Source organism: Streptomyces sp. NPDC051105 (genome assembly GCF_040682795.1).
GTDB lineage: Bacteria > Actinomycetota > Actinomycetes > Streptomycetales > Streptomycetaceae > Streptomyces.
On the sequence record NZ_JBFBBR010000012.1, the window covers coordinates 55,348 to 81,723 of the forward strand.

Genomic DNA, 26,376 nt, shown 5'->3' on the forward strand with positions numbered 1-26,376 from the left:
ATGTCCGAGGAAGAGAAGCTGCGCGGCTACCTGAACCGGGTCATGGTCGACCTCCGCAAGGCCAACCGCCGCTTGCAGGACGTCGAACAGTCCCGTACCGAACCCATCGCGATCGTCGGCATGGCCTGCCGCTACCCCGGCGGGGTCCGCTCCCCGGAAGACCTGTGGCAGGTGCTCTCCGAGGGCCGGGACGTCACCGGCGAACTGCCCACCGACCGCGGCTGGGACGTCGACGGCCTCTACGACCCCGACCCGGAGCGCTCCGGCCACAGCTACGTACGGCGCGGCGGCTTCCTGGACGACCCCGGCGCGTTCGACGCGGGCTTCTTCGGGATCTCGCCGCGCGAGGCGCTGGCCATGGACCCCCAGCAGCGGCTCCTCCTGGAGACCTCCTGGGAGGCACTGGAACGGGCCGGCATCGACCCCACCGCACTGCGCGGCAGCCGCACCGGCGTGTTCGTCGGCCAGAACTACCAGGAGTACGGCACCGGACTGGCCCACGCCCCCGCCGGCGTCGGGGGACACCTGGTCACCGGCGTGGTACCCAGCGTGCTGTCCGGCCGTATCTCCTACACCCTCGGCGTCGAGGGCCCGGCCATCACCGTGGACACCGCCTGCTCCACCTCCCTGGTCACCCTGCACCTGGCCGTGCAGTCACTGCGCAGCGGAGAGTCCACGCTGGCCCTGTCGGGCGGCGTGACCGTGCTGGCAGGTCCGGGACCGCTCATCGAGTTCAGCCGCCAGAGGGTGCTGGCCGCCGACGGCCGTTGCAAGGCGTTCTCCGCCGATGCCGACGGCATGGGCATGGCCGAGGGCGTCGGCATGCTGGTGCTGGAGCGGCTGTCCGACGCGCGGGCCAACGGCCACCAGGTGCTGGCCGTGCTGCGCGGTTCGGCGGTGAACCAGGACGGCGCGTCCAACGGGCTCACCGCACCCAACGGACCCTCCCAGCAGCGTGTCATCCGCGCCGCCCTGAACGCCGCCGGGCTGACCCCCGCCGACGTCGACGTGGTGGAGGCGCACGGCACCGGCACCTCCCTGGGCGACCCCATCGAGGCACAGGCCCTGCTGGCCACCTACGGCGCCGACCGCGAACGGCCGCTGCTCCTCGGCACGGTGAAGTCCAACATCGGGCACACCCTGGCCGCCGCCGGGGTGGCCGGGGTCATCAAGTCCGTGCTGGCACTGCGCCACGAGACCGTACCGAAGACCCTGCACGCGGACACGCCGTCCCGGCACGTCGACTGGTCCACCGGCACCCTCTCACTGGCCACCGAGGCGGTGCCCTGGCCACGCGAGGAACGGCCGCGCCGCGCCGCCGTGTCCTCGTTCGGTATCAGCGGCACCAACGCCCACGTCATCCTCGAAGAGGCTCCCGAGCCGGAGGACGCGGAGCAGGTGGCGGCCCCGCGGCCGGTGCTCTCCCTCCCGGTGCCGGTGGTGCTCTCCGGCCGTGGCGCGACCGGCCTGGCCGACCAGGCCGCGCGACTGCGCGAGTTCGTCGCGGCCGACCCCGAACTGACCGTGGCCCGACTGGCGTTCGCCACCGCCACCACCCGGGCTGCTCTGGAGCATCGGGGTGCGGTGGTGGCCGCAGACCGGGATGAACTGCTTGCCGGGCTCGCGGAGTTGGCGGACGGATCAGTCACCGGCGTTACCGGGTACGGGGGTGGGCTGACGGGGTTCTTGTTCTCGGGGCAGGGGTCGCAGTGGTCGGGTATGGGGCGGGAACTGGTCGAGCGGTATCCGGTGTTCGCGGAGTCGTTCGGGGACATCTGTGGGCGGCTGGAGTCGGTGTTGGGGCGGCCGGTGCGGGAGGTGGTTCTCGGCGGTGGTGATCGGCTGGGTGAGACGTTGTTCGCGCAGTGTGGTCTGTTCGCGGTCGAGGTCGCGTTGTTCCGGTTGTTGGAGTCGTTCGGTGTGGTGCCGGATTTTGTGGTGGGGCATTCGGTGGGTGAGGTGGCGGCTGCTCATGTGGCGGGGGTGTTGTCGCTGGATGATGCGGTCACTTTGGTGTGTGCGCGTGCCGGGTTGATGCAGGGGTTGCCGTCGGGTGGGGCGATGCTCGCGGTCAATGCCACGGAGGCGGAGGTCGCGGAGGTCCTGTCCGGTGAGGTCGGGATCGCCGCGGTCAACGGGTCTCGTTCCGTGGTCGTCTCGGGTGTCGAGTCGGCGGTGGAGGCGGTCGCGGCGGAAGCGCGGGTGCGGGGTTGGCGTAGTACCCGACTGCGGGTGAGTCATGCGTTCCATTCGTTGTTGATGGAGCCGGTGTTGGGCAGGTTCCGTGAGGCGATAGCCGGGGTTGCCTTCGCCGCTCCGGGCATTCCGTTCGTGTCGACGGTGGATGTGGGTACGGCGCCGGTGGATGCCGATTACTGGGTGCGCAATGTCCGTGACACGGTCCGGTTCGCCGATGCGGTTGCCCATCTGTACGAGCAGGGTGTGACGAGGTTCGTGGAGGTGGGTCCGGATGCCGCGCTGACCGCCGTAGGGCCGGACTGTCTGCCGCAGGAGGCGACGGCGGCGTTCGTGCCGCTGCTCCGCCGCGACCAGCCGGAATCGGTGACGCTGCCCACCGGACTGGCCCGCTTCCACGCACATGGCGGTGGCATCGACTGGACCCGCTATCTACCCGCCGCCGACCCGGTCGACCTGCCCACCTACGCCTTCCAGCACCGCCGCTACTGGCTGGAGAACACCGAGCCGGTCGACCCGGCCGCGCTGGGTGCGCTGCCCGCCGGGCATCCGCTGCTCGGCGCGCTGGTCGCCCTGCCCGGCGCCATCGACACCGTCCTGACCGGGCGGTTGAGCCTGCGGGCCCAGCCCTGGCTGGCCGACCACCGGGTCACCGGCACGGTGCTGCTGCCCGGCACCGCGTTCGTCGAACTCGCCCGGCACGCCGCCGAACTGCTCGGGGACGACCAGCTGGACGAATTGACCCTGGAGGTCCCACTCGTCCTGCCCGCCGAGGGCGCCGTCGCCCTGCGGGTCGTCGTCGCAGAACCCGACGACGCCGGCTGCCGCGGTATCGAGGTGCACTCCCGGCCGGAAGGCTCCACAGCGCCCTGGACCCGGCACGCCACCGGCGTGCTGTCCGAGAACGGCGACGACAGCGGCGGTGTGGATCTCGTGCGGTGGCCCCCGGCCGACGCGGAGCCGGTAGACCTGGACGGCTTCTATCCCCGGCTCGCCGAGACCGGCCTCGGCTACGGTCCGGCGTTCCAGGGGCTGCGGGCGGCCTGGCGGCGCGGCGACGAGATCTTCGCCGAGATCACCCTGCCTGACCGACAGCGAGGCCAGGCAGCGGAGTTCGGCCTGCATCCCGCGCTGCTGGACGCGGCACTGCACGCCCTCGCCCTGCGTGGTGACGACGGCCTGCGGCTGCCCTTCGCCTTCCGAGGGGTCCGGTGGTACGACACGGGCGCGACCGCGCTGCGGGTCCGGCTCACCGTCGTCGGGGAGGACGCGGTCCGGTTGGACCTGGCCGACGGCAGCGGCGCCCCGGTCGGCACCGTCGAGCACGTGGTCCTGCGTGCCCTCACCGGCCAACTGCGCGCGCCCGCACGGCTGGACTCGGTGTACCGGCTGGAATGGACGCCCGCCCGCACCGGACGCCCCCGCGACACGGGAGCCGATGTGCTCCTCCGGGTCGAGGACACGCCCGTGGCCGAGCGGACCGCCGCCGTACTGGAACGGATGCGCGACCGGCTGGCCGAGGAGCCCGCGCCGGGTGGCCGGCTGGTCCTGGTCACCCAGGGCGCGGTCGCGGCCACCGCCGACGAGGTGCCCGACCCGGCCGCCGCGGCCGTGTGGGGGCTGGTGCGCTCGGCGCAGATCGAGTGGCCCGACCGGTTCGTACTGCTGGACACGACCGACCCCGCCGTCACGGACGCCGATCTGACCGCGGCACTGGCCACCGACGAACCTCAACTGGCCGTGCGTGCGGGGCGGGTGTTCGTGCCCCGGTTGGCGCGGGTGACGGAGTCGGTCGGGGACGCTCCCTGGTCGGCCGGGGACGTCGTGCTGGTCACCGGGGCGAGTGGGACGCTCGGGGGCTTGGTGGCGCGGCACTTGGTGGAGCGTCACGGGGTGCGTGGTGTGGTGCTCGCCTCCCGGCGGGGCGGTGACGCGCCGGGTATGGCGGAACTGGGCTCCGAACTGCGTGCGTTGGGTGCCGAGGTGGCGGTGGTGGCGTGTGATGTGGCCGATCGGGATGCGGTGGCCGCGTTGCTGGCCGAGCATCCGGTGACGGCGGTCGTGCACGCGGCCGGTGTGGTGGACGACGGTCTGGTCACCGGTCTCACCGAGGAGCGGCTACGGGCGGTGCTGGCGCCGAAGGTGCTGGGCGCACGCTGGCTGGACGAGCTGACCCGCGACCGGGACCTCACCCGGTTCGTCCTGTTCTCCTCCGCCTCCGCGACCCTCGGCAACGCCGGCCAGGCCGCCTACTCCGCCGCCAACGCCTACCTGGACGCGCTGGCCCGGCAGCGCCACGCCGTCGGGCTCCCGGCCACCTCGCTGGGCTGGGGGCTGTGGGAGCAGCGCAGCGGCATCACGGGCGAGCTGTCCGAGGCAGACCTGGCCCGCATCGCCCGCAGTGGTATCGCCGCCCTGCCCACCGCGGAAGCCCTCGCGCTGCTGGACGCCGCCGTGGGGCTCGGTGACGCGGCCGTACTGCCGCTGCGGCTGGACACCCCGGCCCTGCACCGGCTCGACCCGTTGCCGGCCGTGTTCGCCGGCCTGGTCCGTGGCCGCCGCCGTACCCGCCAGCAGTCCGGCTGGGCCGACCGGCTGCGGGCGCTGCCCGTACCCGAGCGCCGCCGCGCCGCCCTGGACCTGGTGCGCACCCAGGCCGCGGGGGTGCTGGACCTGGCCGGAGCCGAACAGGTCGGCGCCGAGCAGTCCTTCGCCGACCTCGGCGTCGACTCACTGACCGCGCTGGAACTGCGCAACCGGCTCGGCACCGCCACCGGGCTACGGCTGCCCACCACCCTGGTCTTCGACCACCCCACCCCGGCCGCGCTGGCCGGATTCGTCCTCGCGGAGGCCGGTGACCTGCGGACCGCACCGGAACCCGCCGCACCCACGGTCACGGCCTCCGCGGACGAGCCGATCGCGATCGTGGGCATGGCCTGCCGCTACCCCGGCGGAGTCGGCACGCCCGAGCAGCTGTGGGACCTGATCGCCGCGGGCCGGGACGGGATCTCCGGGTTCCCCGCCGACCGAGGCTGGGACCTCGGGGCGCTGCCGGTCGGCCTGGGCGGATTCCTCGACGACGTCGCCGGCTTCGACCCCGGGCACTTCGGCATCTCGCCGCGCGAGGCGCTGGCCATGGACCCGCAGCAGCGGCTGTTGCTGGAACTGTCCTGGGAGGCACTGGAACGCGCCGGGATCGACCCGACGGGTGCCAGGGGCAGCCGAACCGGCGTGTTCGCCGGGCTGATGTACCAGGACTACGCGACCCGGCTCGCGCACGTGCCCGAGGAACTGGAGGGCTACCTGGGCAACGGCAACCTGGGCAGCATCGCCACCGGCCGGGTCGCCTACACCTTCGGGTTCACCGGCCCCGCGGTCACCGTGGACACCGCCTGCTCTTCCTCCCTGGTGGCCCTGCACCTGGCCGCCCAGTCGCTGCGCTCCGGCGAGTCCACCCTGGCCCTGGCCGGCGGGGTGACGGTCATGTCCAGCCCGACCCCGTTCCGCGAGTTCGACCGGCAGCGCGGCCTGGCCGCCGACGGCCGCTGCAAGTCCTTCTCCGCCGACGCCGACGGCACCGGCTGGTCCGAGGGCATCGGCATGCTCGTGCTGGAGCGGCTGTCCGACGCGCGGGCCAACGGCCACCAGGTGCTGGCCGTGCTGCGCGGTTCGGCGGTGAACCAGGACGGCGCGTCCAACGGGCTCACCGCACCCAACGGTCCTTCGCAGGAGCGTGTCATCCGTGCCGCGCTGAGCGCCGCGGGGCTGTCCCCCTCGGACGTGGACATGGTGGAGGCGCACGGCACCGGCACCACACTCGGCGACCCGATCGAGGCGCAGGCCCTGCTGACCACGTACGGCGCCGATCGCGAGCGGCCGTTGTGGCTGGGGTCGGTGAAGTCGAACATCGGGCACACGCAGGCGGCCGCGGGTGTCGCCGGCGTGATCAAGGTCGTACAGGCCATGCGGCACGGGCGGCTGCCGCGCACCCTGCACGTCGACGAACCGACCCCGCACGTGGACTGGTCGGCCGGTGACGTACGGCTGCTCACCGAGGCGATCGACTGGCCGGAGACGGAGGTCCGTCGGGCCGCGGTGTCGGCGTTCGGGGTGAGCGGTACCAACGCGCACGTGATCATCGAGCAGGCGCCGGCTGTTGAGCCTGTATCTGTCGGCGAACCGGTGTTGCCGGTGCCGGTGCCGGTGCCGGTGTTGGTGTCCGGGCGGAGTGCTGAGGCGTTGCGGGGGCAGGCGGCGCGGTTGCGTGAGTACGTGCTTGCCCAACCGGGCGTCGGTGTCGCGGAGGTGGCTCGTGCGGCGGCGCTGTCCCGGTCCGCTTTGGAACATCGGGGTGCGGTGGTGGCCGCGGATCGAGAGGAACTACTGGCTGGGCTTGCGGAGTTGGCAGCTGATGGTGGTGTCTTGGCCGACCGGGGTGGGCTGACGGGGTTCTTGTTCTCGGGGCAGGGGTCGCAGTGGTCGGGTATGGGGCGGGAACTGGTCGAGCGGTATCCGGTGTTCGCGGAGTCGTTCGGGGACGTCTGTGGGCGGCTGGAGTCGGTGTTGGGGCGGCCGGTGCGGGAGGTGGTTCTCGGCGGTGGCGTGGGGCTGGATGAGACGTTGTTCGCGCAGTGTGGTCTGTTCGCGGTCGAGGTCGCGTTGTTCCGGTTGTTGGAGTCGTTCGGTGTGGTGCCGGATTTTGTGGTGGGGCATTCGGTGGGTGAGGTGGCGGCTGCTCATGTGGCGGGGGTGTTGTCGCTGGATGATGCGGTCACTTTGGTGTGTGCGCGTGCCGGGTTGATGCAGGGGTTGCCGTCGGGTGGGGCGATGCTCGCGGTCAATGCCACGGAGGCGGAGGTCGCGGAGGTCCTGTCCGGTGAGGTTGGGATCGCGGCGGTCAACGGGTCTCGTTCCGTGGTCGTCTCGGGTGTCGAGTCGGCGGTGGAGGCGGTCGCGGGCGCGGCGCGGGTGCGGGGTTGGCGTAGTACCCGGCTGCGGGTGAGTCACGCGTTCCATTCGGCGTTGATGGAGCCGGTGTTGGGCAGGTTCCGTGAGGCGATCGCCGGGGTTGCCTTCGCCGCTCCGAGCATTCCGTTCGTGTCCACGGTGGATGTGGGTACGGCGCCGGTGGATGCCGATTACTGGGTGCGCAATGTCCGCGACACGGTCCGGTTCGCCGATGCGGTTGCCCATCTGTACGAGCAGGGTGTGACGAGGTTCGTGGAGGTGGGTCCGGATGCCGCGCTGACCGCCGTAGGGCCGGACTGTCTGCCGCAGGAGGCGACGGCGGCGTTCGTGCCGCTGCTGCGCCGGGACAAGCCCGACGTCCGTTCGCTGGCGACCGGGTTGGCCCGGTTCCATACGTATGGCGGTGGCGTCGACTGGGCGTCGTATCTGCCCGCCGCGGCTCGGGTCGACCTGCCCACCTACGCTTTCCAGCACCGCCGCTACTGGCTGGACAGCGCCGAACCGCCGCACCGGAGCGGCTATCCGCTGCTGGACGCGGCCGTGGAGTTCGCGGAAGAGGACGGTTTCCTGCTGTCCGGGCGGCTGGCCACCCGTGCGCAGCCCTGGCTGGGGGAGCACACGGTGCTCGGCGCGACTGTCGTGCCCGGCAGCGTGTTCGCCGAACTGGCCCTGCACGCGGCCGCGGAAACCGGCGCCGGCGAAGTCGCCGAGCTGACCCTTCAGGCGCCCCTGGTGCTGCCCGAGCATGGGGCGGTCGAGGTACAGATGAGGGTCGGCGCGCGAAGTGCGGCGGGGGAGCGGCCGCTGACCGTGCACGCCCGCCCGGCCGAGGACGGCACCCCGTGGACCTGCTACGCCCGCGCTGTACTCGGCTCGGTGTCGGCAGAACCTCAGGACGCGCAGGACGCCTGGCCGCCGCCGGGAGCCGTCGCCCTGGACGTCGGTTCGGCCTACGTCGAGTTCGCCGCCACCGGGCTGGAGTACGGACCGGCGTTCCAGGGGCTGCGCGCGGCCTGGCGGCGCGGTGACGAGATCTTCGCCGACATCGAGCTGCCCGATCTGACCGACGCCGGCCGTTACGGGCTGCACCCGGCCCTGCTGGACGCGTCGCTGCACGCCCTGCGCTATCTGCACGAGGACGAAGGCGACCGCACCTTGTTGCCGTTCGCCTGGAACGGGATCGCGCTGCGCCGCACCGGGGCGTCCGCGCTGCGGGTGCGGATCTCTCCGGTCGCCGCCGAGGCGGCCAGGATCGAACTGGCTGACGCGACGGGCGCCCCGGTCGGGGTCGTCGAGTCCCTCGCGGTCCGGCCGATCTTGGCCGAACAACTCGGCCACCATGAATCGCTGTACGCCGAGGAGCTGGTGCCCGCCACGCTGCCGGGCGGCCCGGAGCCGACCGTGCTGCACTGCGCCGACCTGGGCGAGCTGCCCGACGGTGAAGTGCCCGAGGTGGTGGTGCTGGCGGCCGGGACCGAGGCCGATCCAGTGGCCGCGGCCGGCCGTGCGCTGGACGCGGTACGCACCTGGCTGGCCACGGACCGCTTCGCCGGCACCGGCAACCGGCTGGCGCTGCGGACCCGGAACGTCCGCACCGATCCGGCCGCCGCCGCGGTATGGGGTCTGCTGCGCTCGGTGCAGCAGGAGCACCCGGACCGCTTCCTGCTGGCAGACCTCGAGGACGCCGACGGCACCAATGGCACCGACGGCACCGACGGCACCGACGGCACCGACAGCGCCGGGATTCCCGCCGCCGCGTGGAACGTGCCCGGTGGGCAACTGGTGGTGCGCGACGGCACGGTGCTCGTGCCACGGCTGTCCCATGTCCCGCTGTCCAGGATCACCGACCGGGACGGCGCCACCTGGGACCCGGGCGGCCCGGTGCTGATCACCGGGGGGCTGGGCGCCCTCGGCGCGGCCCTCGCCCGTCATCTGGCCGGCGACTGCGGAGTACGCGAACTGGTGCTCACCGGCCGCCGCGGCCCGGACACGCCGGGCGCCGCCGAACTGTGTGCCGAACTGCGTGCGTTGGGTGCCGAGGTGGCGGTGGTGGCGTGTGATGTGGCCGATCGGGATGCGGTGGCCGCGTTGCTGGCCGAGCATCCGGTGACGGCGGTCGTCCACGCGGCCGGTGTGGTGGACGACGGTCTGGTCACCGGTCTCACCGAGGAGCGGCTACGGGCGGTGCTGGCGCCGAAGGTGCTGGGCGCACGCTGGCTGGACGAGCTGACCCGCGACCGCGAACTGACCGACTTCGTGCTGTTCTCCTCCGCCGCCGGGGTGCTCGGCGCCGCCGGGCAGAGCGCCTACGCGGCGGCCAACGCCGCACTGGACGCGCTGGCCAGGGCCAGGCACACCGCCGGACTCCCGGCCACCTCGCTGGCCTGGGGTCTGTGGGAGCAGCGCAGCGGCATCACCGGCGAACTGTCCGATGCCGACCTGGCCCGCATCGCCCGCGCCGGGCTGCGACCACTGACCACTCCCGAGGCACTCGAACTGTTCGACCTCGCGCGCATTGTCGACGAACCGGTACTCGCCCCGATGCGCCTGGACCGGACGGCCCTACGGACAGGCGGCCCGGTCCCGGCGGTCCTGCGCGGCCTGGTCCGGGAAGCGTCCACCACCATGGCCGCAACGGACTCCGGCGCTCGCTCCGGACCTGCCGCCGCACTGGCCGCGCTGTCCGGACCCGACCGGGAGAAGGCGCTCGTGGAGCTGGTCCGCGCCGAAGCGGCCCGGGTGCTGGCCTACGACTCACCGGCCGCCGTGGCCGAACACCGCACCTTCGCCGAACTCGGCGTCGACTCGCTTGCCGCGGTGGAGCTGCGTAACCGGCTGTCCGAGACCACCGGCATCCGGCTGCCCGCAGCGGTGGTGTTCGAGTACGCCACCCCGGTGGCGCTGGCCGCGCATCTGCACACGTCCATGCCCGCGGCCGACGGCGCACAGGCCGGCTCGCCGCTCGCCGGGCTCGACCAGCTCGAAGAAGCCCTGGCCGGTGCCGAACCCGGCGCCGTGGACCAGGCGAAGCTGCGCATGCGGCTCACCGCGCTGCTCGCCAAGTACGGCGGCGAGGAGCAGCCCGGCGCCGCACCGGAGCACGACCTGTCGTCGGCCTCCGACGACGAACTGTTCGGCCTCGTCGACGGCCTCGGCGCCGACCAAGGGTGAGGAAGGGAACCGCGTGGCTAACGAGGACAAGCTCCGGGACTATCTCCGGCGTGCGCTGAGCGAGGCGCAGAGTGCGCAGCGCAGGCTCACCGAGATCGAACAGGCCCGGCGCGAGCCCATCGCGATCGTGGGCATGGCCTGCCGCTACCCTGGTGGCGTCGGCACCCCCGAGCAGCTGTGGGAGATGCTGGCCGCGGGCCGGGACGGGATCTCCGGGTTCCCCGCCGACCGCGGCTGGGACCTGGCCGGACTACCGGTCGGGCTCGGCGGGTTCGTCGCCGACGCCGGTGACTTCGACCCAGGGTTCTTCGGCATCTCGCCGCGCGAGGCGCTCGCCATGGACCCGCAGCAACGGCTGCTCCTGGAGACCTCCTGGGAAGCGTTCGAACGCGCCGGGATCGACCCGCTCACCGCACGCGGCAGCCGCACCGGTGTTTTCGCCGGCGTGATGTACCACGACTACGCGACGCTGATGGACAGCGTGCCCGAGGAGCTGGAAGGTTTCATCGGCAACGGCAACGCCGCCAGCATCGCCACCGGCCGGGTCGCCTACACCTTCGGGTTCACCGGCCCCGCCGTCACCGTGGACACCGCCTGCTCCTCCTCTCTGGTCACCCTGCACCTGGCAGTGCAGTCGCTGCGCTCCGGGGAGACGACGCTGGCCCTGGCCGGCGGGGTGACCATCATGTCCACCCCTGGCACCTACGTGGAGTTCGACCGGCTCGGCGGCCTGGCCGGTGACGGCCGCTGCAAGGCGTTCTCCGCCGACGCCGACGGCACCGGCTGGTCCGAGGGCGTCGGCATGCTCCTGCTGGAGCGGCTCTCCGACGCGCAGCGCAACAACCACCCCGTCCTCGCCGTCGTCCGAGGCTCCGCCGTCAACCAGGACGGCGCCTCGAACGGGCTCACCGCCCCCAACGGCCAGGCACAGCGCCGGGTCATCGTCGAGGCGCTGACCAACGCGGCGCTGTCCCCCGGGGACATCGACGCGGTGGAGGCACACGGCACCGGCACCTCGCTGGGCGACCCGGTGGAGGCACAGGCCCTGCACGGCGTCTACGGCGCGGATCGCGACCGGCCGTTGTGGCTGGGGTCGGTGAAGTCGAACATCGGGCACACGCAGGCCGCCGCGGGTGTCGCCGGCGTGATCAAGGTGGTAGAGGCGATACGGCGTGGGGTGCTGCCCCGCACCCTGCACGTCGACGAGCCCACACCGCACGTCGACTGGGCCGGCGGCCCGCTGGAACTCCTCGCCGCATCACGGCCCTGGCCGGAGACGGAGGTCCGTCGGGCCGCGGTGTCGGCGTTCGGGGTGAGCGGTACCAACGCGCACGTGATCATCGAGCAGGCGCCGGCTGTTGAGCCTGTATCTGTCGGCGAACCGGTGTTGCCGGTGCCGGTGTTGGTGTCCGGGCGGAGTGGCGAGGCGTTGCGGGGGCAGGCGGCGCGGTTGCGTGAGTACGTGCTTGCCGAACCGGTTGTCGGTGTCGCGGAGGTGGCTCGTGCGGCGGCGCTGTCCCGGGCTGCTTTGGAGCATCGGGGTGCGGTGGTGGCCGCAGACCGGGATGAACTGCTTGCAGGGCTCGCGGAGTTGGCGGACGGCTCGGTCACCGGCGTTACCGGGTACGGGGGTGGGCTGACGGGGTTCTTGTTCTCGGGGCAGGGGTCGCAGTGGTCGGGTATGGGGTGGGAACTGGTCGAGCGGTATCCGGTGTTCGCGGAGTCGTTCGGGGACATCTGTGGGCGGTTGGAGCGGGTGTTGGGGCGGCCGGTGCGGGAGGTGGTTCTCGGCGGCGGTGATCGGCTGGATGAGACGTTGTTCGCGCAGTGTGGTCTGTTCGCGGTCGAGGTCGCGTTGTTCCGGCTTCTTGAGTCGTTCGGTGTGGTGCCGGATTTTGTGGTGGGGCATTCGGTGGGTGAGGTGGCGGCTGCTCATGTGGCGGGGGTGTTGTCGCTGGATGATGCGGTCACTTTGGTGTGTGCGCGTGCCGGGTTGATGCAGGGGTTGCCGTCGGGTGGGGCGATGCTCGCGGTCAATGCCACGGAGGCGGAGGTCACCGGAGTCCTGTCCGGTGAGGTCGGGATCGCGGCGGTCAATGGTGTGCGCTCGGTCGTCGTCTCGGGTGTCGAGTCGGCGGTGGAGGCGGTCGCGGCGGAAGCGCGGGTGCGGGGTTGGCGTAGTACCCGGCTGCGGGTGAGTCACGCGTTCCATTCGTCGTTGATGGAGCCGGTGTTGGGCAGGTTCCGTGAGGCGATAGCCGGGGTCGTCTTCGCCGCTCCGGGCATTCCGTTCGTGTCGACGGTGGATGTGGGTACGGCGCCGGTTGATGCCGATTACTGGGTGCGTAATGTCCGCGACACGGTCCGCTTCGCCGATGCGGTTGCTCATCTGTACGAGCAGGGTGTGACGAGGTTCGTGGAGGTGGGTCCGGATGCCGCGCTGACCGCCGTAGGGCCGGACTGTCTGCCGCAGGAGGCGACGGCGGCGTTCGTGCCGCTGCTGCGCCGGGACAAGCCCGACGTCCGTTCGCTGGCGACTGGGTTGGCCCGGTTCCATACGTATGGCGGTGGCGTCGACTGGGCGTCGTATCTGCCCGCCGCGGCCCGGGTCGACCTGCCCACCTACGCTTTCCAACGCCGCCGCTACTGGCTGGAGTCGGCCCCCGGTGGCAACCTCGCCGCCTCGGGGCTGCTCCCGGCCGGCAATCCGCTGCTCGGTGCGGCCACCGCGCTGGCCGGGTCGGACGCGTATCTGCTCACCGGCCGGCTCTCGGTGGTGTCCCAGCCCTGGCTGGCCGAGCACCGGGTGTCCGGCGCGATCGTGCTGCCCGGCGCGGCGTTCGTGGAGCTGGCGGTACAGGCCGCCGACCGGGTCGGTTGCGACCGGGTCGAGGAACTCGTGCTGCGGGCGCCGCTGGTCCTGACCGACACGGGTGCGGTACGGCTGCAGCTGGCCGTCCGTGAGGCCCAGGACTCCGGCCATCGCGCCGTGGAGATCTACTCGCTGGCCGAGGACGCGTCCGAGGACGAACCGTGGACGCTGCACGCCACCGGCACCCTCGCCGTCGGCCCGCACGAAACCGTCGCCGCCGAGGAGAACTGGCCACCGACGGGCGCCACGCCGGTGGCCGTGGACGCCGCCTACGCCGATCTCGCCGCTCGCGGCCTCGGCTACGGTCCGGCGTTCCAGGGGCTGCGCGCGGCCTGGCGGCGCGGTGACGAGATCTTCGCCGACATCGCCCTACCTGATGAACTCCGCGACAGGGCAGGCGGGTTCGGGCTGCATCCCGCGTTGCTGGACGCAGCCCTGCACGCGCTCGCGCTCACCGACGATACCGGTACCGCGCGGCTGCCGTTCTCCTGGGCCGGCGTCCGGCTGCACGCCGCCGGAGCAGCAGCCGTGCGGGTGCGGCTCGCCCCCACCGGCGAGGGTGCCTTCGCGCTCGACCTGTTCGACGGCACCGGTGCCCCGGTCGCCTCCGTCGAATCGCTGACTCTGCGGGCCGCCACCGGACAGGGGACGAGCCGGGTGCCCCGGGACTCGCTGTTCCGGCTGGACTGGGACACCGTCCCGGCCCCCGCCGAACCGGCCGCCGGCCGGTGGACGGCGCTGGGTGCGCTCCCCGATTCCCTGGCCGCCGACCTGCGGGCCGGCGGTGCCGACCTCGCGGGTGATGGTGCCGACCACGTGGGTGACGGTGCCGACCTCGCGGGTGAGGGGACCGACCTCGCGGGTGATGGTGCCGACCACGTGGGTGACGGTGCCGCCGACATCACCGTGCTGGCCGTTCCGGTGGGGCAGCCCGCCGAAGCGGTCACCGCCACCGTGCTGCGGCAGGCGCAGGACTGGCTGGCCGACAGCGCGGCGCCCGCCCGGCTGCTCGTGGTCACCACCGGCGCGGTCGCCGGCGAACCCACCGACCCCCCGGCCGACCCGGGAGGGGCGGCGGTGTGGGGGCTGTTGCGTGCCGCGCAGGCCGAACAGCCGGGACGGATCGTGCTGGCCGACCTCGACGACACCGCCGAGTCCCGCCGCGCGCTGTCCTCCGTGCCGGCCATCGAGCAGCCTCAACTGGCCTTGCGTGGCGGTCTGTTGCGCGCGCCCCGGTTGGTCAGGCCCGAGCTGGTGCCGCCCGTGGAACCGCACTGGCGGCTGGCCGTCACCCGCCCGGGCACCCTGGACAACCTCGAGCTGGTGCCGGCCCCGGCCGCGGCGGCCCCGCTGCGGCCGGGCCAGGTGCGCATCGCGGTGCGGGCCGCCGGGCTGAACTTCCGCGACGTGCTGATCGCTCTGGGCATGTACCCCGGTGAGGTGGCCCTCGGCGGCGAGGGCGCCGGCGTGGTCACCGAGGTCGCCGACGACGTCACCGACCTCGCTCCGGGCACTCGGGTCACCGGCCTCTTCGGGGACGCGTTCGCCCCGGTCGCGGTGGCCGAGCGGGCGGCCGTGGCACCGATTCCGGACGGCTGGACGTTCGAGCAGGCCGCCGCCATGCCGATCGCACACCTCACCGCCCGGCTCGGCCTGGTCGAACTCGCCGGACTGCGGGCCGGGGAGAAGGTGCTGATCCACTCCGCGGCCGGCGGCGTCGGCACGGCCGCCGTACAGCTGGCCCGGCACCTCGGCGCCGAGGTCTACGGCACCGCGAGCGAGGGCAAGTGGCAGGTGCTGCGCGACCTCGGCCTGGACGACGCGCACATAGCCTCCTCACGGGACACCGGCTTCGCCGCGAAGTTCGGCCCGGTGGACGTCGTACTGAACTCGCTGTCCGGCGAGTTCGTGGACGTCTCCGCGCAACTACTGCGCCCCGGCGGCCGGTTCCTGGAGATGGGCAAGACCGACCTGCGCGACCCGGCCGACTTCCCCGACATCGACTACCTGCCGTACGACCTGATGCAGCTACCGCCGCAGGAGATGCGGCGGCTGCTGGTCGCGGTGCTGGAGCTGTTCGCCGCGGACGCGCTGACCGTACCGCCGCCGTCCGTGTGGCCGGTCTCCCGTGCGGTGGACGCGTTCCGCCACCTGAGCCAGGCCCGGCACACCGGCAAGCTGGTGCTCACCCTGCCCCGCCGACTCGACCCCCGGGGCACCGCCCTGATCACCGGCGGCACCGGCACCCTCGGCGGACTGGTCGCCCGGCATCTGGTGCGCGAGCACGGCCTACGGCACCTGATTCTGACCAGCCGCCGTGGCAGCGCCCCCGAACTGGAGGCCGAGCTCACCGAACTCGGCGCCGACGTGCGCGTGGTGGCCTGTGATGCCGCCGAACGGGACGCGCTGGCCGCGTTGTTGGCCGACGTGCCCGCCGAACATCCGCTGACCGCCGTGGTGCACGCGGCCGGGGTCTCCGACGACGGGTTGTTCACCGCACTCACCCCGGAGCGGCTGGCCGCGGCGCTGCGGCCCAAGGTGGCCGCCGCACTGCACCTGGACGAGCTCACCCGCGGCCTGGACCTGGCCGCGTTCGTGCTGTTCTCCTCGGCCACCGGCACCCTCGGCGGCCCCGGCCAGGCCAACTACGCCGCCGCCAACGCCTGCCTGGACGCACTGGCCGGCCGGCGACGCGCCGCCGGGCTCCCCGCCCAGTCGCTGGCCTGGGGACTCTGGGCCCCGCCCAGCGGCATCACCGGCGAACTCTCGGCCGCCGACCTGGCCCGGATGGCCCGCGCCGGAGTGCAGGCGCTCTCCGCCGAGGAGGGGCTGGCGCTGTTCGACACGGCGCTGGCCGTCGACGAACCAGTGCTGCTGCCGGCCAAGGTCCGGTTGCACACCGCCGACCCGGCATTGCTGCCACCACTGCTGCGCGGCCTGATACGCGGCCCGCGACGTCGTACCGCCGCGGCGGCCGGGTCCGGTACGGCCGCCCGGGCGGCCCGGCTCACCGCCGAGGAACTGCTGACGCTGGTACGTGCCGAGACGGCCGCCGTCCTCGGCCATGCCGACGCCGACGCCATCGACCCGCGGGCGGAGTTCCGCGCGCTCGGCGTGGACTCGCTGTCCGCGGTGGAACTGCGTAACCGGCTCACCGCGGCCACCGGCACCGCCCTGCCCGCCACCCTCGTGTTCGACTACCCGACCCCCGCCGCGGTCGCCGGACACCTGCGCCAGGACGCGCCCGAGGACACCGCCGCGCCGACCCCGGCCGGCGTCGGCACCGAGGAGCCCATCGCGATCGTCGGCATGGCCTGCCGGTTCCCGTCGGAGATCCGCTCCCCGGAGCAGCTGTGGCGGTTCCTGCTCGACGGCGGTGACGGCATCACCGAGTTCCCGGCCGACCGCGGCTGGGACCTGGACTCGCTGTTCGACGCCGACCCCGACCGGCCGGGCACCTCCTACACCCGGCACGGCGGGTTCCTGCGCGCAGCCGCCGACTTCGACGCCGACTTCTTCGGCATCAACCCGCGCGAGGCGCTCGCCACCGACCCGCAACAGCGGCTGCTCCTGGAGACCTCCTGGGAGACCTTCGAACACGCCGGGATCGACCCGACCGCGGTGCGCGGCAGCCGGACCGGGGTGTTCGTCGGCGTGATGCGCCAGGACTACGGCCCGATGCTGCACCACGCCGCCGAGGGCGTGGAGGGGTACCGGCTCACCGGCAGCGCGGCCAGTGTCGCCTCCGGCCGGCTCGCCTACGCGTTCGGCCTGGAAGGCCCCACCCTGACCGTGGACACCGCCTGCTCGTCCTCGCTGGTGGCACTGCACCTGGCCGCCCAGGCGCTGCGCCGCGGCGAGTGCGACCTGGCGCTGGCCGGCGGCGCCACCGTGATGGCCACCCCCGGGCTGTTCGTGGAGTTCTCCCGGCAGCGCGGCCTGGCCGCCGACGGGCGCTGCAAGTCGTTCTCGGCCGACGCCGACGGCACCTCGTGGTCGGAGGGCGCCGGGATGCTGCTCGTGGAGAGGCTCTCCGACGCCCGCGCGGCCGGGCACCCGGTGCTGGCCGTGGTACGCGGTTCCGCGGTCAACTCCGACGGCGCCTCCAACGGCCTCACCGCGCCCAACGGCCCGTCCCAGCAGCGGGTGATCCGCACCGCGCTGGCCACGGCCGGACTGTCCACCGGGGACGTCGACGCGGTGGAGGCGCACGGCACCGGCACCATTCTGGGCGACCCCATCGAGGCCCAGGCCCTGCTGGCCACCTACGGCCAGGGCCGGGACGGCGAGCCGCTGTGGCTCGGGTCGGTCAAGTCCAACATCGGGCACACCCAGGCCGCCTCCGGTGTCGCGGGGATCATCAAGATGGTCCTCGCCCTGCGGGAAGGGCTGCTGCCCCGCACTCTGCACGTCGGCGCACCCAGCCCGCACGTGGACTGGGCCTCCGGCGCGGTGTCCCTGCTGACCGAGGCACGGCCCTGGCCGGAGACCGGCCGGCCCCGCCGCGCCGCGGTGTCCTCGTTCGGCGTCAGCGGCACCAACGCGCACATCGTCATCGAGCAGGCCCCGGCCGAGGCGGCTCCGCAGCCGCCGGACCGGACGCCCCTGCCGCTGCCGGTGGTGCTCTCCGCGCGCACCGGGACGGCCCTGCGCGCGCAGGCCGCCCGGCTGCTGACCCACCTCGGCGACCACCCGGATCTCGAACCGGCCGCGCTGGCGCACTCGCTGCTCACCACCCGCGCCGCGCACCCGCACCGGGCGGTGGTGCTGACCGGTACGCATGCCAGGGGGCTCCAGACCGGGCTGGCCGCCCTCGCCGACGGCACCCCCGACGCCGACGTGGTCACCGGCTTCGCCGCCGACGCCGGGAAACTGGCCTTCCTGTTCCCCGGCCAAGGCTCCCAGCGCCTTGGGGCCGGCCGCGAACTGGCCGCCGGGTTCCCCGCCTACGCCGAGGCGTTCGACGCCGTGTGCGCCGAACTCGACCGGCACCTGCCCCGGCCGCTGCGCGAGGTGCTGTACGCCACCGAGGGCACCCCCGAGGCCGCCCTGCTCGACCGCACCGACTTCACCCAGGCGGCGCTGTTCGCCGTCGAGGTCGCACTGGTCCGGCTCACCGAGAGCTGGGGACTGCGCCCCGACCTGGTGGCCGGCCACTCCGTCGGCGAGATCGTCGCCGCACACATCGCCGGTGCGCTCACCCTCCCCGACGCCGCCAGGCTGGTCACCGCCCGCGGCAGGCTGATGGCGACGGCCACGGCGGGCGGCGCGATGGTCGCCGTCCAGGCCACCGAGGCCGAACTCGCCCCGCTGCTGGCCGAGTACGCCGGGCGGGTGCGGCTGGCCGCCGTCAACGGCCCGAGTGCGGCGGTGGTGTCCGGCGACGTCGACGCGGTCGCCGAGATCGGCGCGCACTGGCGCGAACGAGGCCGCCGTACCCGGCAGTTGCGGGTCACCATGGCCCCGCACTCCCCGCACGTGGACGGCATCCTGGCCGAGTACCGGGAGATCGTCACCGGCATCCCGTTCAGCGCGCCGCGCCTGCCCGTCGTGTCCACGGTGACCGGGGCACCGCTGTCCGAGCGGGAGATCACCGACCCGCAGCACTGGGTGGCCAACGTCCGGGACAGCGTGCGGTTCCTGCCCGCGGTGCGCGCCCTGGGCGAGGCCGGGGCCACCGCGTTCGTCGAGATCGGCCCGGGCGCCGCACTGACCGCGATGGCCCGCGACTGCCTGACCGCGACCGAACCCGACGGCGGCTCCGTCGACGAACCCGACGGCAGGTCCGTCGACGAGCCCGACGCCGGATCCGCCACCGAGCCCGGCGCCGGAACGGTCGTGCTGCCCACCCTGCGTGACGGCCGGGACGAGATCCCGGCCCTGCTGGAGACACTGGCCCGGCTGCATGTGCACGGCATCTCCGCGGACTGGGCGGCGGTCGGCGAAGGCCGCGCCCCGGCGCCGGTTCCGCTGCCCACCTACGCTTTCCAGCACCGCCGGTTCTGGATGACCGGCGAGACGGCCGCCGACGCCGGCGCGGCCGGCCTCGGCAGCGTCGGGCACCCGCTGCTCGGCGCGGCCGTCACACTGGCGGACGGCGCCGGGGTGCTGTTCACCGGCCGACTGTCCACCACCTCCCAGCCCTGGCTGGCCGACCACGTGGTAGCCGGCCGGATCGTGCTGCCCGGCACCGCGTACGTCGAACTCGTCGCCCGCGCCGGGAACGAACTCGGCTGCGACCGGATCACCGAACTCACCCTGGACGCACCGCTGGTGCTGCCCGAGCGGGGCAGCGCCGTACTCCAACTGGTGCTCGGCACCCCCGACGACCAGGGCCGCCGGACGGTGACCCTGTACTCCCGGGCCGAGGCGGGCACCACCGACGAGCCCTGGACCCGGCACGCCACCGGCACCGTCGAACCGGCGGACGACAGCGCGCCACGGTGGGACGAGTGGCCCCCGGCCGAGTCCGAGTGGGACGAGCCCGGCGGGCTGTACGACCTGCTGGCCGACCGTGGCCTCGCCTACGGCCCGGTGTTCCAGGGCCTGCGCCGGGTCCGGCGGCACGGCGAGGAGCTGTACGCCGAGGTCGCCCTGCCCGAACCGGCCGAGGCCGCGGGCTTCGGGGTGCACCCGGCGCTGCTGGACGCCGCGTTGCACGCGCTGGCCACCGACCCGGGGGCGACCACGGCAGCCCTGCCGTTCGCCTGGACCGGCGTGACCGTCCGGCAGCCCGGCGCCGACTCGCTGCGGGTGCGGTTCACCCCGGCCGACGGCGGCTTCGCCATCGCCGCGTACGACGGCCACGGCGTCCCGGTCCTCACCGTGGACAGCCTCGCACTGCGCCCGGTACCCGCCGGACTGACCGCCTCGGACCCCGGGACCGAGGCACTGCACAGGGTCGACTGGACGCCAGTGCCCATCGCCACGGAGGACCCCTCACCGACCGGCCCCAGCACCGGCACCGAGGACCCCGCGCCCGTCCGGCTCGGCGCAGACCTCGACCTCACCGCGGTGACCGACCCCGGAGAGTGGCTGCTCGCCACGCTGCCCGCCACCACGAACGACCCGGCCGGCATCGCCACCGCCACCCACCGCGTCCTGGCCCTGCTGCGTACGTTCCTGACCGAGGAACGCTTCGCCGGCACCACGCTCGCCCTGCGCACCACCGGAGCCGTCGACGGCACCGACCTGGGCGCCGCCGCCGTCTGGGGCCTGGCGCGCTCCGCCCAGTCGGAGAACCCGGGCCGGATCGTGCTCCTCGACAGCGACGACAGCCTGCCCGACCCCGTCGCGCTGGCCACCGGCGAGCCTCAACTCGCCGTCCGGGACGGCGTGGTGCGCGTACCCCGGCTGGTCCGAGCCGACGCCGGCGAGTCCGCCGTATGGGACCCGGAAGGCACGGTGCTGATCACCGGCGGTACCGGCGCCCTCGGCTCGGTACTGGCCCGGCACCTCGCGGCCGAGCACGGCGTACGGCACCTGGTGCTCACCGGCCGCCGTGGCCCCGACGCCCCGGGCGCCGCCGAACTGGTCACCGATCTCGCCGAACTCGGCGCCACCGCCCGGGTGGTGGCCTGCGACGTGGCCGACCGGGACGCGCTGGCCACGCTGCTGGCCGGCATCCCCGACGCGCACCCGCTGACCGCCGTGGTGCACGCCGCCGGGGTGCTGGACGACGGGATGCTCGCCGCACAGACCCCGGAGCGCATCGACCGGGTGCTGCGGCCCAAGGCGGCCGCCGCCCTGCACCTGGACGAGCTGACCCGCGGCCTGGACCTGGCCGCGTTCGTGCTGTTCTCCTCGGCCGCCGGGATCCTGGGCAGCCCCGGGCAGAGCAACTACGCCGCCGCCAACGCGGTCCTGGACGGCCTCGCCGCCCGCCGCCGCGCCGTTGGCCTGCCCGCCGTCTCGCTGGCCTGGGGGCTGTGGGCCGGGGGCATGGGCGACACGGCGGACGGCACCGCCCGGCAGCGCGTCGAACGCCTCGGTGTGGTGCCCCTCGAACCGGCCGAGGGCATGCGGCTGTTCGACGCCGCCGTACCCGGCGAGAGCGCCCTGGCCGTACCGGTCCGGCTGAACCTGGCCGCCCTCCGCGAGCAGGCCCGCACCGTCCCGCCAACCCCGGTACTGCGCGGCCTGGTCCGCGTCCCGGCCCGCCGTGCCGGCGCCACCGGCGCGCTCCGGGCGGCGTTCGCCGGGCTCGACGAGGCCGCCCGCGGCCGGCTGGTGCACGACACCGTACGCGCCGCGGTCGCCGCCACCCTCGGCCACGGCAACGCGGCCGAACTGGCCGACCGGCGCGCCTTCACCGACCTCGGTTTCGACTCGCTGACCTCGGTGGAACTCCGCAACCGGCTGGCCGCCGGCACCGGCCTCGCGCTGCCCGCCACCCTGGCCTTCGACCACCCGAGCATCGCGGCCACCGCCGCGTACCTGCTGCGCAGGCTCACCGCGGCCGCCGCCCCGGCGCCCACCGCGCCCCGCCGCACCGGCCCGGCCGACGAACCGATCGCCATCATCGGCATGGCCTGCCGCTACCCCGGCGGAGTGCGCTCCCCGGAGGACCTGTGGCGACTGGTGACCGCGGACGGCGACGGCATCTCGCCGTTCCCCACCGACCGCGGCTGGAACACCGAACAGCTCTACGACCCCGACCCCGACCGCGCCGGGCACACCTATCTCACCAAGGGCGGATTCCTGCACGACGCGGCCGAGTTCGACGCGGGCCTGTTCGGGATCTCGCCGCGCGAGGCCCTTGCCATGGACCCGCAGCAGCGGCTGCTCCTGGAGACGTCGTGGGAGGCGCTGGAACGCACCGGCATCGACCCGCTGTCCCTGCGGGACACCGATACCGGCGTGTTCGTCGGCGTCATGTACCACGACTACGCCACCCGGCTCCCCAGCACCCCCCAGGATGTCGAGGGCTACCTCGGCGCCGGCACCGCGGGCAGCGTCGCCTCCGGCCGGGTCGCCTACACCTTCGGCCTGCAGGGCCCGGCGGTCACCGTCGACACCGCCTGCTCGTCCTCCCTGGTCACCCTCCACCTCGCGGCGCAGGCGCTGCGGGCGGGGGAGTGCTCGCTGGCGCTGGCCGGCGGCGCCACCGTGATGTCCACCCCCGGCACCTTCATCGAGTTCTCCCGGCAGCGCGGCCTGGCCGCCGACGGCCGGGTGAAGGCCTTCTCCGCCGACGCGGACGGCACCGTATGGTCCGAGGGCGTCGGCCTGCTGGTGGTGGAGCGGCTCTCCGACGCGCGCCGCAACGGCCACCGCGTCCTCGGTGTGCTGCGTGGCTCGTCGGTCAACCAGGACGGCGCCTCCAACGGGCTCACCGCCCCCAACGGCCCCTCCCAGGAACGGGTCATCCGCACCGCGCTCGCCGCCGCCCGGCTGTCCCCCGCGGACGTCGACCTGGTGGAGGCGCACGGCACCGGTACCGCCCTGGGCGACCCGATCGAGGCCCAGGCGCTGCTGGAGACCTACGGCGCCGACCGCGAACAGCCTCTGTGGCTCGGGTCGGTCAAGTCGAACATCGGACACACCCAGGCCGCCGCCGGGGTGGCCGGCGTGATCAAGGTCGTGCAGGCGATGCACCACGGGGTGCTGCCGCGCACCCTGCACCTCGGCGAACCGACCTCGCACGTGGACTGGTCGGCCGGTGCGGTACGGCTGCTCACCGAGGCACGGCCGTGGCCGGAGCGCGAGGGACCGCGGCGGGCGGCGGTGTCCTCGTTCGGGATCAGCGGCACCAACGCCCATGTGATCATCGAGCAGGGCCCGGAGGTCCCGGCCCCGCAGCCGGCGCCCCGACGGCTGGTGCCGGTGCCGCTGTCCGGCAACACCGAGGCCGCACTGCGCGCCCAGGCCGGCCGGCTGCGCACCTGGCTGACCGCCGAACCGACGGCCGGAATCACCGAGTTGGCCGCCGCGCTGACCACGGGGCGCTCCGCGCTGACCCACCGCGCCGTGGTGGTGGCGGCCGACCGCGAGGAACTCCTCACCGGACTGACCGCACTGGCCGCCGGGGACGCCGCACCGCACCTCGCCACCGGAACGGCCGGGACCACCGGCCGCACGGTGTTCGTGTTTCCGGGGCAGGGCGCGCAGTGGGCGGGGATGGCGGTGGAACTGCTGGACTCCTCGCCGGTGTTCGCGGAGCGGATGGCGGAATGCGCCTCGGCGCTTGGTGAGTTCGTGGACTGGTCGTTGCTGGGTGTGCTGCGGGGGGAGGCGGGTCAGCCGTCCCTGGAGCGGGTGGACGTCGTCCAGCCGGTGTCGTTCGCGGTGATGGTGTCCCTTGCCGCGCTGTGGCGGTCCTTCGGCGTCGAACCGGACGCGGTGGTGGGGCATTCGCAGGGGGAGATCGCCGCCGCGTGTGTGGCGGGGGCGCTGTCCCTGCGCGACGCCGCGCTGGTGGTCTGCGTGCGGAGCGGGCTGATCGCCGGAGAACTGGCAGGCCACGGCGGAATGGCCTCCGTGACGCTGCCCGCCGACGAGGTGACCGCCCTGCTGCCGCCGGGTGTGACGGTCGCCGCGGTCAACGGGCCCGCCTCGACGGTGGTCTCCGGCGACCCGGCGGCCCTGGACCGGCTGCTGGCCGATTGCGAGGAGCGGGGCACCCGCGCCCGTCGTATCGCGGTGGACTACGCCTCCCACTCCCCGCAGGTCGAACGCATCGAGGCACGACTGGTCGAGGCGCTCGCGGAGGTGCGGCCGCGGGCGGCCGACGTGCCGATGTTCTCCACGGTCACCGCCGACTGGGCCGACACCGCCACGCTGGACGCGGAGTACTGGTACCGCAACCTCCGCCAGACCGTTCATTTCGAAGCAGCAGTCCGCGCCCTGGCCGAGCAGGGCCACCGAGGCTTCGTCGAGGTCGGCCCGCACCCCGTGCTGACGCCCGGCATCGACCAGACGCTGGACGAGGTGACCGTCGTGGGCTCGCTGCGCCGCGACGAGGGCGGCCTCGAACGGTTCCTGCTCTCCGTCGCCGAGGCGCAGGTCGCCGGGCTCCCGGTGCGGCTGACCGCGGCCTTCGACGGCACCCGGCCCGCCGCACCGGACCTGCCCACCTACGCCTTCCAACGACAGCGCTACTGGCTGGCCGCCCCGGAGCACACCGGCACCGACGCGGCGGACGGCACGTTCTGGGCGGCCGTCGACCCGGGCGACCCCAAGGCCCTGGCCGACCTGCTCGGCGTGCCGGCCGAACCGCTCGCCGAGGTGCTGCCCGCACTGGCCGCCTGGCGCGCCGCCCAGGAGACGACCGCCACCACCGACAGCCGGCGCTACACCGTGGGCTGGCGGCCCGTCGAGGCCACCGACGCGGTGCTGAGCGGCACCTGGCTGGTGCTCGGCCCGGACGTCCCGGCCCTGGCCGAGGACTGCGCCGCCGCGCTCAGCCGCGCCGGGGCCGAGGCCCGGGTGGCCGACCTGGACACCGTCGCGGCCGAGGCCGGTACCGCGTCCGGGGTGGTCTCGCTGCTCGGCCTGCTCGAGGGCCAGCACCCGGACCACCCCGCCGTGCCCGCCGGACTGGCCGCCACCCTCGACCTGGTGCGTGCCCTCGCCGACACCGGCACCGCGCTGTGGCTGGTCACCTCCGGCGCGGTCGCCGCCACCCCGGCCGACCGGCTGCCGCGCCCCGAACAGGCCATGCTCTGGGGCCTGGGCCGCACCCTCGCACTGGAGCAGCCGAAGCTGTTCGGCGGCATCGTCGACCTACCCGAGGAACCGGGCCGGGGACTCGACCGGCTGGCCGCGCTGCTGGCCGGCACCGAGGACCAGGCCGCCGTACGCGACACCGGGCTGCTGGTGCCACGCCTCGCGCACGCCCCGCTGGGCGGGCGCACCCCGGCCCGGCCGTGGCAGCCCACCGGCACCGTGCTGGTCACCGACGGCCTCGGCCCGATGGGGCTGCCGGTGGCCCGCTGGCTGGCCGCCAACGGCGCACAGGCGCTGGTCCTCACCACCGACGACCCGGCCGCCACCGCACCGGACGACCTCGGCGTCCCGGTCAGCGTCAGCACCTGCGACCCGGCCGACGGGACCGCGCTCGCCGAACTGCTCGCCGCCGTCCCCGCGGAGACGCCGCTGACGGCGGTGGTGCACACCGCGGGCACCCTGCGCTCCGGCCCGCTGGCCGGCACGGACCTCGCCGAGGTCGCCGCCACCCTCGACACCAAGGTGCGCGGCGCGGCCAACCTGCACCGGCTCACGGGTGAGTTGGACGCCTTCGTGCTCTTCTCCTCGGTCGCGGCGACCTGGGGCGGCAGCGAACAGGGCGCCTTCGCCGCGGCCAACGCCTACCTCGACGCCCTCGCCCAGCACCGGCAGGCCCGCGGGCTGCCCGCCACCGCCGTCGCCTGGGGCCCGTGGGAGGGCGCCGGGTTCGGTGCGGCGGACGCCGGCACCGAGGCCCGGCGCCGGGAGGAACTGCGCCGCCGAGGCGTGGTGGCCCTGCCCCCGCAGGAGGCGCTCGCCGCGCTGGCCGACGCGGTGCGGCACGCCGACACCACCGTGACCGTCGCCGACGTGGACTGGGCCGGCTTCGCACCCGCGTTCACCGCCGCCCGGCCCAGCCCGCTGCTGGGCGACCTGCCCGAGGTACGGGACGCGCTCACCGCCGTGACCGGTGCCCCGGATGCCGCCGAGTCCCGGCTCGCCGACCGGCTGGGCGCGCTGCCCGAGGCCGACCAGCAGCGCGAACTCGTCGAACTGGTACGCCGGGAGGTCGCCGTCGTCCTCGGGCACGGCGACCCGGACGCGCTGCCCACCGGGCGCCCGTTCACCGACCTCGGCTTCGACTCGCTGGCCGCGGTCAACCTGCGCAACCGGCTCGGCGCGGCCACCGGCGTACGGCTGTCGGCCAGTGCCGTGTTCGACCATCCGACCCCCGCCGGACTCGCCGACCACCTGCGCAAGCAGCTCGTGGCGCCGGCCGCCGCGGCCGTCGGCTCGCTGGACGAGGAACTCGACCGGCTGGCCGGCGTACTGGCCGAGGTGTCCGGCGAGGACGACCGGCGGCGGGCACTGACCCGGCTGCAAGGGCTCGTCGGCCGGCTGACCCCGCGCGCCGACGGCGACCGCGAGTCGGTCACCGAGCAGCTCGGGGCCGCCAGCGACGAAGAGATCTTCCGGTTCATCGACTCGGAGTTGAGCTGATC

General features: G+C 74.2%; 2 protein-coding genes. Both read left to right on the plus strand.

The window, feature by feature from the left end; all coding sequences use genetic code 11:
- A complete protein-coding gene (locus AB0N16_RS27850; protein WP_365801274.1) occupies positions 1–10,335 on the plus strand; it encodes a type I polyketide synthase in 10,335 nt (3,444 codons plus the stop codon).
- Between the two features lie 13 nt (positions 10,336–10,348).
- Positions 10,349–26,374, plus strand: coding sequence for a type I polyketide synthase (locus AB0N16_RS27855; RefSeq protein WP_365801276.1), 16,026 nt, complete (start codon positions 10,349–10,351; stop codon positions 26,372–26,374).
- Positions 26,375–26,376: the final 2 nt, after the last annotated feature.

Coding starts and splice junctions, on each gene's coding strand:
- AB0N16_RS27850 (WP_365801274.1), top strand. CDS start 1: ATGTCCGAGGAAGAGAAGCTGCGCGGCTACCTGAACCGGGTCATGGTC.